This is a genomic window from Amycolatopsis sp., assembly GCF_036008905.1.
In the GTDB taxonomy this organism is placed as follows: domain Bacteria; phylum Actinomycetota; class Actinomycetes; order Mycobacteriales; family Pseudonocardiaceae; genus Amycolatopsis.
This window is the reverse complement of sequence record NZ_DASYMU010000047.1, coordinates 15,029-27,108: the sequence shown is the minus strand read 5'-3', so window position 1 is coordinate 27,108 and position 12,080 is coordinate 15,029. Positions and strand designations below refer to the sequence as shown.

At 66.7% G+C, this 12,080-nt stretch carries 8 protein-coding genes; 4 read left to right on the top strand and 4 right to left on the bottom strand.

Annotation, left to right across the window (positions count from 1 at the left end; translation table 11 throughout):
* Window positions 1–69: 69 nt before the first annotated feature.
* On the bottom strand, window positions 70–999 hold the full coding sequence (locus tag VGP60_RS09605; protein WP_327547559.1) for a hypothetical protein: 930 nt from the start codon (window positions 997–999) through the stop codon (window positions 70–72).
* Entirely contained in the window at window positions 999–5,075 is a 4,077-nt protein-coding gene (locus tag VGP60_RS09600) for a polymorphic toxin-type HINT domain-containing protein (RefSeq protein ID WP_327547558.1), read from the bottom strand. The genes VGP60_RS09605 and VGP60_RS09600 overlap by 1 nt, the downstream gene beginning before the upstream one ends.
* 351 nt (window positions 5,076–5,426) lie before the next feature.
* Between VGP60_RS09600 and VGP60_RS09595 the strand changes: the two genes are divergently transcribed.
* From VGP60_RS09595 to VGP60_RS09585, 3 genes are all read left to right on the top strand, one after another.
* The gene (locus VGP60_RS09595) at window positions 5,427–5,939 is read left to right on the top strand and encodes a hypothetical protein (RefSeq protein WP_327547557.1); all 513 of its coding nucleotides are present in this window, start codon (window positions 5,427–5,429) and stop codon (window positions 5,937–5,939) included.
* Between the two features lies 1 nt (window position 5,940).
* Window positions 5,941–7,155 carry a trypsin-like serine protease gene (locus VGP60_RS09590; RefSeq protein WP_327547556.1) on the top strand — a complete coding sequence of 405 codons (1,215 nt, stop codon included), beginning with the start codon at window positions 5,941–5,943 and terminating at the stop codon, window positions 7,153–7,155.
* Between the two features lie 311 nt (window positions 7,156–7,466).
* Window positions 7,467–9,164, top strand: a complete 1,698-nt coding sequence (locus tag VGP60_RS09585; protein WP_327547555.1) for a hypothetical protein — start codon at window positions 7,467–7,469, stop codon at window positions 9,162–9,164.
* Window positions 9,165–9,190: 26 nt separating this feature from the next.
* Here VGP60_RS09585 and cobT read toward each other — a convergent pair whose 3' ends face one another.
* Window positions 9,191–10,282 carry a nicotinate-nucleotide--dimethylbenzimidazole phosphoribosyltransferase gene (cobT, locus tag VGP60_RS09580; protein WP_414640314.1) on the bottom strand — a complete coding sequence of 364 codons (1,092 nt, stop codon included), beginning with the start codon at window positions 10,280–10,282 and terminating at the stop codon, window positions 9,191–9,193.
* 120 nt (window positions 10,283–10,402) lie between these two features.
* Between cobT and VGP60_RS09575 the strand changes: the two genes are divergently transcribed.
* A complete protein-coding gene (locus tag VGP60_RS09575) occupies window positions 10,403–11,089 on the top strand; it encodes an IspD/TarI family cytidylyltransferase (protein WP_327547599.1) in 687 nt (228 codons plus the stop codon).
* On the opposite strand, the gene VGP60_RS09570 is transcribed toward VGP60_RS09575, so the two are convergent.
* A complete protein-coding gene (locus VGP60_RS09570) occupies window positions 11,073–12,062 on the bottom strand; it encodes an aldo/keto reductase family protein (RefSeq protein ID WP_327547554.1) in 990 nt (329 codons plus the stop codon). The genes VGP60_RS09575 and VGP60_RS09570 overlap by 17 nt on opposite strands.
* Window positions 12,063–12,080: the final 18 nt, after the last annotated feature.

The following is a 12,080-nucleotide window of genomic DNA, read 5'->3' as shown; positions in this document are numbered from 1 at the left end:
TCGACGATTATAGTTGCTGCCACTGAGCCGTACGAGACGGAGCCCCTCAGAACTTACTCAAAATACCGGTCAGCGCCAGAACCCCGGCACAGGTCCGTTATCGAATTGGCCCGCGTTGAGTATCGTCTGCAAATGCTCTTCAAGAAAGGATTGTCGATAGGTGCCGTTCAGCAGTCCGACTGCTTCTGCTTCGGCCTTGTTGATGAGCCGCTTCGGCCCGTCGATGATGCCCGCCGCACCGTATTCGCCAAAACGATCACCGAACGCCGTGACCGCCTCCCAATAGAGTTCCGGCGGATCCGGAAAAAGGCCGAGCAGCGTTTCTTGATGATCCACTATCAGCCACGTTCCGTTCTTGATCAACGCCTGACCCGTATAAACCGGAATATGCAACGGCTGATGCCGATCGACGTTTCCGACCCGAGGAACCGAAAACGTACCTCGTAGAAGTCCGAGAGCTAAGCCGGTCTGATCGTCGGCCAGTACGAGGGCCAGGTGGTAGCCTGCCTCCGCTGCTGGAATCGCGACTACGTCGCCGACTTTCGCCTTGGGGATCCGTTTCGGCACCGGCGCAGTCAGGTCCACGACGCTGTCGCTGCTGACGTCGAAAAAGGGGAACCGCGCTGCCTGCAGGACCTGGAAGACGTACCCCGCCAGATCGGTGGGTGAAACCTCTTGCCCATCGGCTGATCCGGCGCGTTCTGCCAGGAAAGCGAGTAGTTCGGACGCCTCGTTGAACGTGTTGTCGTTCAAGTCGGCTACGCGCTCCGAAGGTTCCGACTTGTAGCTGCGGTTCCCCTTCGTCTTTGCTTTGAACTTCAGCGGGATCGGTGACGCGCCCATATACGCATTGTTCGTCGGTATCGATGGCCCCAGGATCTCGAGGAACTCGCCGAGGGTCGGTTCGCTCCCGTGTTCATCGGTGAAGGCATCGACGACGAGGGCGAGCAACTTCGTGGACTCCTGGAGTTCGTCGTCGGAGAACAGTCGAGAACTCATCAGCATCCCTCCAACCGTGCCTTGACGCCTTCGTATTGGGTGATCTTACTGGCAGCCATCGGGTTCTGGCGATTGCCGCGGTAGTTGTTGCCGTCACGGCCGATGTAGGTCTCATGAACCACGGACTGGTTCTGTTCCATCAGGCGGGAGTCGAGGTAGGTCCGCTTGTCTGGGGCGACCTCGATGGTGTCACCTTTGACGTTGATGTCCGGGGAAGGCACGTAGCGGTTCCCGTTGGCGGCATGGCGGCGCTCCACGTCGGCTTTCGTGGAGTTCGGGCCGAACATTCCCACGTAGTAGATTTTGCCGTTCGGGTCCTTCAGCACGTAGTTGTTGTACCCGGGACGCTGGAGGTAGTCGTCACGCCCTTTGCCCGCGTTGTGGACGAGTACCGGGGTGTTCCCGGCCAGGACGTAGAAGGTGTGCAGGTCGTCGACCGCGAGGTTGTAGACCTGGATGACCTGGGTGTACGACCGGACATCGACGACCTTGGCCGGCTTGCTGTCCGGTGTCAGCAGGTGGTCGCCCGGCGAAATGTCCTTGGCGTCTACCCATTGCTGCTGCTCGACCACCCAGAACGGGTGGTTGCCGGTGGCTTCGAGGGAGCCGGATTCGGTGCCGTCGCCGACGGTGAGTGACACCATCTGCTTGAGGTCCGTACCGATGATCAGCCCGGTAACCGTGCGATTGCCGGCCCGTCCGGTTTGCGGATCGGCGGCGGCGACCTGTTCGCCGACCACGACGTCCTTGATGGCCTTGTGCGTGCCGTCCGCCATCAGGACGAGCACGGTTGGCGCGAAACTCCGGCCGATCACCGGTAGCTTGCAGGCCCTCATGGCTTCGTAGACGGCCTCGCGACCGGCTTTGACCTCGTTCTTCGCCTGTTCGACTCGCTTGAAGAAGGCACCGACCTTGCCGGCGATCTTGGCGATCGCGGCGACCAGTTTGCCGCCCTTGGCGATCAGGGCGAAGGGGTTGGCGAAGGTCAGTGCGTTGATCGCGGTCCAGATGCAGGCTTCGACGTCACCCTCGGTGAAGCATTTGACGGCGTCGTTGTAGCCGATCATCTCGAGGATGACCTCGGCGCCTTCCTGCTTCAGGAAGTCGACCAGGCTCATGTTCGCGTCGGCGACGGCCTTGTTGTACTTGTCGATGCAGGCTTGGTCGCCGTTGCAAGTGTTCTTGAGGTCGGCTTGTTCCTGTTCCGTCAGTGGCCCACCGGCGATTGCCCGCTGTTCGTCCTGGTGCTTGGTCTTGGCGATTTCGTACGCGTCGTCGGCGGCTTCCTGCGCCAGCGCCGCGTCCCGGCCGGCCGCCGCTTCGGAAGCCCGTGCCGCCTGTGCGGAACTCGCGGCGTCCGCAGCCGAAGCCTGTGCCTGCGAAGCGGAGCTTCCCGCGCGGGTCGCCGACAGAGTCGCCGCTTCGGCGTCCCTCGCGGCGGCATCGGCAGCAGATCTTGCCGACCGGGCCGACTCCGCGGCCCGGTCGGCGGACGCCTGCGCGTCGTTCGCGGACTGTTTCGCCTGCTTGGCGTATTCAGCGGCTTCGTTGGCCGACTGCCTGGCCTTCTCCGCCCACTGTGCGGCTTCATCGGCGGCCTTGCGGGCTACCGCGGCGACTCGCGCGGCTTCCGCCGCGTCCGATCGGGCGGTCGCGGCGATGCGGGCCGCCTCGGACACCAAACGCCGGACAGCGGCGACGTGCGACGCGGTCAAGGAGTCACGCTGGGCAGCCTTGAACTGGCCCGTTTGCACGAAATCCCTGGCGTAGGTCGCGGGGCCGGCCAGTGCGATCTGAGCGGCCGTCTGGGTCTCCGGGCCACCGGTGGTGATGATCTGGCCGATCTTGATCCGGTCGTCCTGTACCTGCGCGGTGAACTGGCCGACAGCGAGAAACTGCTGCACGTCCTCCGGCGAGCCTTCGAGTGCCTTCTGACCCGCGCGCTGGGTAGCCGGACCACCCGCGGCCATGATCTGGCCGACCTTCTTGCGGTCGTCGATCGTCTTGCCGTCGTAGTACTGCGTCTTCAGGAACTCGCGCAGGTCGTTGCCGTCGCTGAGGAAGGCCTGCTGTGCGGCGGTCTTCTGCTTCTCGACCGAAGTGGACTCGGCGATGTAGATGGCCCGCGCACGGTCGTCCTCTTCCGCCGCCTCGTCCCGGCCGATCTCCAGGTAGTCGCGCATCTCCATCTCGCCACCGGCCAACGCCATCTCGGCGGCCGAACGACTCCACGGACCTCCGGCGTTACGCAGCCGCAGCGCGGCCTGCCGCCCGTTGCTCAACACGGTCGCGGAATCGGCGTCCGGTGCGGTGGCCTTGTCCAGTAGCAGCTGGGTTTCCTGGTCGATCCGGGTGGCTTCACCGGCCTCCCAGGCCGCCTTGGTCTCGAGATCGTTCTTGACCTGCTCCGCGTTCGCGATGCCTTCGTCCTGTAGCAGATCGAGGCGGTTGCTGTCCGCCGCACGGGCGTTCTGCTCGATCTGACCGGCAAGCTCGGCCGCCTGCGTGGCGACAGCGGCCGCCGCCTGTGCCGCTTGAGCGTGCTTCTCTGATTCCCTGGCCGCGGTCTCGGCCTCACCGGCGTGCGCTGCCGCTTCGTCCGCTGCCGCGGCGGCGTTCTCGGCGTGTTCGGCCGCGCTGATCGCCGCGCGATAGGCGTCTCCGGCGGCACTGGCGGACTGACCGGCGAGTGACTCGGCGTTGGAGGCGGCCCGATTGGCCTGCCCGGCGAACTTGTGCGCGTCCGCGGCGGCTTTCCTGGCGCGGGCGGCTTCAGCGCCGGACACACCGGCCTGGTTGGCGGCGTCTTCGGCGGCGGAGGCGGCGCGATCGGCGTTGGCGCCCGCGCTCGATGCCGCGCGGGCGGCGCCCGCCGCTTGGTTGGCCGCGTCCCCGGCGGCGCGGGAAGCTTCAGCGGCGAGGCGGGCACCGGCGGCGACATCCCTGGCCTTCTGCGCGGCGGCCCTGGCATTGGAAGCTTGGTTCGCGTCACCCGCGGCCGCGGCGGCGGCACCACGGGCGTCGGACGCCGCCTGCGCGGCCGATGACGCGGCCGACGCCGCACGCATCGCGGCGTCGGAGGCGACCCGGGCGGCCCTGTTGGCGGAGTTCGCGGCGGAAATGGCTTCCTGGGCGGCTCGTGCGGCGCGGGTCGCGAAGTCGGCCGCACGACCGGCTGCCGCCGCGGCCGCCGCAGCGTCGTCCTTGGCGGCGGCGGCTTCTTCGGCCGCCTTCACCGCGGCTTGCTTGGCCAGTTCGGCGGCGGCAACGGCCCGCGCGGACGCCTCTTTCGCTGCTTCGGTTTCGCTGGCCGCTTCCGCACCGGCCTGCTTGGCCAGGTTGACGAGTTCGGTGATGCTGGCTTGTTCGTTGTCCCTGGCCCGGGCCGTGTGCTGGCCGGTGTCGAGGAATTCCTTGACGTCGTCGTCGTTGAACGTCGACAGGGCGATCTGGGCGGCCTTGTTCACTTCGGGTCCGCCGACGGCCATGATTTCGCCGACTTTTTTGCGGCGGTCGGTGATCTGGGGTGACAGTTGCCCGGCAGCGAGGAATTTCAGGACGTCGTCGGCCGTGCCTTCGAGGGCTTTCTGGCCGGCTCGCTGGGTGGTGGTCCCGTTGGCGGCCATGACTTCGCCGACCTTGACCCGCAGATCCAGGCGCTGGGGCTCCTTCCAGCCGCTCTCCAGGAACACCCGCACGGTCTCGGGGGTGCCGGACAGTGCGGTTTGCGCAGCTTCGCGGACTCGTCGTCCGGCGACGGCCATGATCTGGCCGACTTTGAGCCGGTTGTCGTGGGCGATGGTGATCTGCTGGCCGGTGGCGAGGAATTCACGGACCTGCTCGTCGGTGCCGAGGAGCGCGGCTTCGGCGGCGGTCTTGGTGGCGCGGCCGCCGGTCTTGAGCAGCTCCACGACGGCGGCGCGGTCGCTGATCGTGGTGGCGGGTGCGGCATTAGGCGCAGTGGCGGCCGTCGTCGCGGGAACAATGCCCGCGAGTAATGCGGAAATGGTGACCAGAATTACTGTAACGCGGCCGATCGCTGCGCGCGAAAACCTCGCACGGGCGTTTTCCCCCATGAATTCCCCCCGGTGTCAAGAGATCTCGCGGAATGTGGATCGCGAGCGCAAGAAAGTATGGCCCCAGTCGCAGTATGTGTAGAGCGCAGTCTAACCATAGTGGCGCGAAATCCCACAACAGCCTTTCGTGGTCGCCGGGCGGGTGTCCTTCCGGGGCGGGGTGATTTGCGTCTTGCTGGCGGATTGACCTGCGGTGCGGCAGGTTGTAGGTTCCGACAGGGCGCGGCGAGGGGGTCCGGGGATAGTGCGATACATCGAGTGCGGGATTTCGAAGTCGATTCCGGTCACTTCTTCGTCGATGTCATTCTTTTATGAATTATCGGCGTCATTATCGCGCTAGGAGTTTTCGTCATGCGATCTTCCGTAACTTTTATTGCCGCCGGGCTGCTCACCGCTGCCGTGGTCGTGGTGACAACGGTCAGCGTCCAGGGTGGTAACACCGCCACCGCGGTGGCGCCCGCAGATGCTCCGGGTTCGATTGTGGAGGACTACCAGCACCCGAACCAGGAGGGTGCCGCGGCCATCGGCATGACCCTGAACAAGGGCAATGGCAAGATCTTCTGGGTCGATTGCGTGGTGGGCGGTGACTTGCTCACCATCGAGAGCGACAGCATCACCGCGCCTAACAGCATCGCGTGTTTCAAGGTCACCGGCACCGGCGGTTACCTGTCGATGAGCGTCGACGCGACGTACTTCGTCAAGGCCGGCAGCCACAAGATCCAGGCCACCCTCACCAGCCGGGTCAACGGCCAGGAAGTCAAGCGGGACTACAGCATCAAGCCTGGCCAGCTGACCCCGGTCGGCGAGACCGTGCACCCCGACGAAGGACCAGCCGCCCTCGTCGAACTCCGCTCGGTGGCCTGACATGCGTTTTCAGTCGTCCATTTGTCATCGGTTTCGAGGGGAATCGTCAATGCGATACATACGTCGGGCGGGAATCGCGGCCGTCGCGGTCACTTGCGTCGCCACCAGCCTGCTGGCCTCCGCGTCAGCGCAGGCGATTTCGGGCGGCACGCCGGCCGCTGACGGCACCTACGGTTTCGTAGCCAAGATCATGATGGACGGCCGCGCCTGCACCGGCGCGTTGATCGATCCGCAGTGGGTCGTCACCGCCAGCAGTTGCTTCCCGGAAAACGCGCAGCAGGCCGGTGTTCCCGCCAAACCCGCCACCGCCACCGTCGGCCGGACCAACCTCACGACCACGACCGGGCAGGTGGTTCGTATCGCCGGCCTCGTGCCCCGTCCCGATCGGAACCTGGTGCTGGCCAAGCTGGGCAGCCCGATCACCGATGTCGCTCCGATTCCGTTGGCGACCACCGCGGCTGCCAGCGGCAGCGCGGTGAAGGTCGCGGGATTCGGCCGGACAGCCACCGAATGGGTGCCTGACCAGCTACGTGTCGCGCCGTTATTGGCGGCCGCGGCCACCGACACCACTTTGGCGCTCACCAGCGACACCGGCATCGACACTTGCTTAGGGGACGCCGGCGGCCCGGCCATGCGTGAGGCCAACGGTCGCCTCGAACTCGTAGGCGTCCACTCCGCGTCGTGGCAGCACGGTTGTCTTGCTGTGACCGAGACCCGGCAAGGCAGTACCGAGTCGCGGGTGGACAACATCGCCGACTGGATCGTGCAGCAGATCCAGCCCCGTCCGGTCCAGTTCAAAAACCATGTGACCGGGCGGTGCTTGCTCGCGTGGGCGAGGGAGAACGTCAACGAAGCGCCGATCAGGCAGACCGATTGCGATCCGCCGTATCTGGATCAGGTGTGGGATCTCGTTCCCGTCTCCAACGGCTTCCAGGTCCGCAGCCGCGCCAACGAACGGTGCCTGCTTGCCCGCGGTGGTGCGGGCAATGTCAACGATGCGCAGGTCATGCAATTCGATTGCGATTCGCGGTTCGCTGATCAGGTGTGGGATCTCGTTCCCGCTTCCAACGGCTTCCAGGTCCGTAACCGCATTACTGAACGGTGCCTGCTGGTTCGTGGTGGTGCGGGCAATGTCAATGGCGCGCTGGTCGTGCAGTTCGACTGCAACCCCGTCTACGAAGACCAGGTGTGGGATCTCGTGCCTATCGCTGCATAGTGAAACGATCACTGCCGGGAAAGCGGAAAGTATCGGTGCTCTCACGCTCTGCGGGTGGGCACCGATACTTTTTCCTGAGCCGCTCACCCTGGCATGCGGTGAAATCGGATACCCCGGCTCTGGGTAAGTGGTCGCCTGTACGCTGCGCACCTGCGGAGTCCTCGAAATATGCCGAGGCCGACGAGCTGTCTGCACCTGCTTCGGGTTCGGACCGGTTGTGCCGCATTCACCAGCTGGACACAACGGGGGCAGTGTCGTTGAACAACGCAGTAGGTACCGAGGCGCATCCTGAGCTCAGTGAGGACAGACCGGTGAACACACCGGCAACGACGTCCCCGTCGCGGTCGGGACTGGCCCGCAAGCTTCCCGCGGTAGGCGCGGTCCTGGCCGGCACACTCCTGATCTGTGCGCACGCGTCCCTCTACGGCCGCTGGGTGATCGACGACGCGGCCATCACGTTCGCCTACGCCCGCAACATCACCGAGGGGTTCGGCGCGGTGATCCAGCCCGGCGCGGCACCGGTGGAGGGGTATTCGAACACATCTTGGATGCTTCTGCTCATGCTGGGCCGCTGGCTCGGCCTCTTCGACCACGGTTCGATCCTGGGCGTCCCCGACTACGTCGTGTACCCGAAACTACTGGCTGTCCTCTGCTGCGCCGCCACGCTGGTGGCGTTCCACCGGATCGCGGCCGTCCTGGTCCGGCGGCCGTGGATCGTGACGCTCGGCGCGGGGATATTGCTCGCGTCCATTCCTTCATACGTCGTGTGGAGTTTTTCCGGTCTGGAGAATTCGCTCTATGCCTTCGTCGTCACCGCCATCGCGGCCGTGACGGTCAGGGCGATCGGCGAGCAGCGGCTGCACCGCTTCGCCCCCGCGATCATCGCCGGCCTGCTGGCGGTGGCCGCGGCGCTGACGAGGCCGGACGGCATGATCTTCGCCTTCAGTTTTCCCATCGTCGTCCTGTTGCTGATGACCAAGTCGACCCTCCGGGCGACAGTCGTGTCCGTGGCGGTCTCCCTCGCCTCGTTCGCGATTCCGTTCGGTGCGTTCCTGCTCTGGCGGCATGCCGAGTTCGGCCGGTTCGTGTCCAACACCGCGGCGGCCAAGAGTCAGACGGTGGGCCTGGACGCGGCGACCATCAGGTCCTTCAACAAGATCGGCGAGCTGGTCGGCTATGTCGGCGCTGTCGGTGCGATGATCGCCCTGCTGATCATCGGCGCCACATTGGGGAAGCGGACACCGTTCCGCCGCAGGCTGATGGGCCTTCTCGTGCCGCTGGCGCTTTCGATCGCCGCCTTCGGCATCCTGAACGCCGACTGGATGGACCAGCTCCGGTTCGCGACGCCGATCTGGGCGCTGGGTTCGCTGACCGTGGTTCTCTGCGCGTATCGCGTCCTCGCTTCGTCGGCGGTCCGTACCAGGGTGGTGTGCGGCCTCGCCATCATCGCGGCACTGTCGATGTCGGCGACCTTGCTGCGGGATCAGTCGACCAAGTTCCAGAAGGAGCCCACTGTGCCGCTCTGCCTGGTGGCCGACTCGGCGGGACGTCTGGTCAACGAGATGGCGGACCTGCTCGCTTTGAGCGACAACGAGGTCTACCTCGGGCCGGATCTCGGCGGCAGCGCACTCACCTCCCGGGTGAGGATCGTCGACCTCGCCGGACTGACCGACGCGCGGATCGCCGATTTGCGGCGTGACGGTAGCGAAGACGCACTGGCCGACTATGTCTACGACGACCTGCGCCCGGCGCTGATCCACGCCGGGCTGGCGTGGAAGATCCAGGACAAGGACAACAGGGCCGAGAAGGACTACTACTTCCTCGACAACACCAATCCTGCCCAGGGCGGCAGCTACGTTCGCAAGGACCTGGTGTCCAGCCCGGCGGTTCTCGACCGGCTGCGCGTCCTCAAGCAGACAGGGCGCGACAAGGTCTTCAATCACTACAACGACGCGCCGCTCTCGTCTTGTGGCGACAAGCTGGCACCGGGCCAAGTGCTGTCCCGGTAGCACTCCTTTACGGACAGGGCGGGGGCTCAGTCCTCGGGGGCTGGGGTGATCGGGCCGGAGATGCCGGCTTGTTCGTGGGTGGCCATTTCCGCCAGTACCCGTGCCGCCATGAACAGCAGCGGGAGCGCGGCGACGGCGCCGGTGCCTTCGCCGAGGCGGACGTCGAGATCGAGGATCGGCTCCAGGTCGAGGTGATCGAGCAGGAGCGCATGCGCGGGTTCGCCGCCGCGCTGCCCGGCGACCCACCACTGACGCGCGCCGGGGGCGAGTTCTTCGGCGACCAGTGCCGCGGCGCCCGCGACGAGGCCGTCGAGGACGACGGGGGTGTGCCGGACGGCGGCCTGGGCCAGGAAACCGGCCATGGCGGCGATGTCGGCGCCGCCGGCGGTGCGCAGCAGCGCGACCGGGTCGGCGAGCACCGTCCGCGCGCGGCGCAGGGCGTCACGGACCGCGGTGGCCTTGCGCATCCAGGCGTTGTCGTCGATGCCCGAGCCCCGCCCGACGACGGCGACGGGCTCACTACCGGTCAGCGCGGCGACCAGTACGGAGGCGGGGGTGCTGTTGCCGATGCCGATGTCGCCCGCGATGAGCAGGTCGGCGCCGCCGTCCACCTCGGCGTCGGCGATCTTGACGCCGGCGAGGATGGCCGCGCGGACCTCTTCGTCGGTCAGCGCGTCTTCGGTGTCGATCGAGCCGGAGCTGCGGCGGACCTTGAACTCGCCGATCGACGGCGTCGCCGGGGCATCGGTGTCGACGGCCATGTCGACCACACGGACACTCGCCCCCGCCGACGCGGCGAGCACGTTGATCGCGGCGCCGCCGGTGAGCAGGCTGCCGACCAGCTGGGCGGTGACCTCCTGCGGGTACGCCGACACGCCCTTCGCGGCGATGCCGTGGTCACCGGCGAACACGACGACACGCGGCCGCGTGAACGGGCGCGGCGGAGACTGGCCCTGGCACGCGGCGATCCAGACGCCGAGCTCCTCCAGCCTGCCGAGCGAGCCCGCCGGTTTGATCAGTTTCCCGTGCAGTTCGATCGCCGCGGAGCGAGCTTGCTCGTCCGGCTGCTCGATGTCGGCGAACTCGACGGTGCTGTTCGGGATGCTGTCCGAGTCCACGCCAGGCCTTTCGTCGTCGCACGCCGCCGTCGACCGGTGGCGCGATCAACTTACCCGGCGGCCGGATCCGCCGCCGCGCAGTAGGTTGCCGTTGTGACAGAACGAGAAGGCGCGGCCGCGGTGGTGCTGGCCAGTGGCGCCGGGACCCGCGTCGGCGCGGGCGTCAACAAGGTGTACCTGCCGTTGTCGGGACGGCGTTTGCTGGCCTGGTCGATCGAGGCGTTCGGTCATGCTCCGGGCATCGGCACGCTCGTGCTGGTGACCCGCCCGCAGGACGCCGGACTCGCCGCCGAGGTGCTCGACGCCTACCGCGGGGCGGTCCCGGTCGAGATCGTGCACGGCGGCGCCACACGCCAGGCGTCCGAGCTCCAGGCGTTGCGCCACCTCGCCGGACGGATCTCCGGCGGGGTGATCGACACCGTCCTGCTGCATGACGCGGCCCGGCCGCTGATCGGCACGGAGTTGATCACGGCCGTGCTGAGCGCGGCGAGGGCATACGGGGGAGCGGTGCCGGGTCTCGTGGCCGAGGACGTCGTCGCGGTCACCGAGGACGGCGCCCGGCTCGAGGGGAAGGCACCCGGAGGCATCGTGCGGGTGCAGACCCCGCAGGGATTTCGTGCCCGTCCGCTGCTGGCCGCCTACGAACAGGCGGAGCTGGAGGGCTTTCTGGGCACGGACACGGCTTCGTGCATGGAAAAGTTCTCCTCGCTGCCGGTCCGATGGGTCCCCGGCAGCGAGGAGAACTTCAAGATCACCTATCCGCACGACTTGGTCGTGGCGGAGCGGCTTCTTACGGGGCGCGCGTGAGCGTCGGGTCGTTCTCGACTACGCCTTCGAGGGCGGTGTCGATCGCGGCCATCAGGTCGGCGTCGAGCTTCACACCGGCCGCCTTGACGTTCTCGTGGACCTGCTCGGGGCGGGAGGCGCCGATGATCGCCGAGGCGACGTTCGGGTTCTGCAGCACCCAGGCCACGGCCAGCTGAGCCAGCGAAAGGCCCGCTTCCGCCGCGAGCGGCTCGAGCTTCTGGACACGCTCGAGCACGTCGTCGTTCAGGAAGCGCTTGACCATGTTCGCGCCGCCCTTTTCGTCGGTGGCGCGCGAGCCGGCGGGCAACGGCTGGCCCGGCTTGTACCTGCCGGTCAGCACGCCCTGTGCGATCGGCGACCAGACGATCTGGCTGAGGCCTTCCCGCTCGGAAGCGGGCACGACCTGCGACTCGATGACGCGCCACAGCATGTTGTACTGCGGCTGGTTCGAGACGAACGGCACCTTCAGCTCACGGGCCAGCGCGGCACCGCGGGTGATGTGCTCGGCGCTCCACTCGGAGACCCCGATGTAGAGCACCTTGCCCTGGCGGACCAGGTCGGCGAAGGCGAGCATCGTCTCTTCCAGCGGGACCGTGGTGTCGAACCGGTGCGCCTGGTAGAGGTCGATGTAGTCGGTCTGCAGCCGCTTCAGCGACGCGTTGGCCGACTCGACGATGTGCTTGCGGCCGAGACCCCGGTCGTTGGGGCCGCCGGGACCGGTCGGCCAGAAGACCTTGGTGAAGATCTCGAGGCTTTCCCGGCGCTGACCGGCGAGACCGCGGCCGAGCACCGACTCGGCCTTCGTGTTGGCGTAGACGTCGGCGGTGTCGAAGGTGGTGATCCCGGCTTCCAGCGCTGCTTTGATGCAGGACTGGGCCTGGTCCTCTTCCACCTGGGAGCCGTGCGTGAGCCAGTTCCCGTACGAGATTTCACTGATGTTCAGGCCGCTGCGGCCGAGGCGACGAAACTCCATGGGTCAAGCCTAGACCCA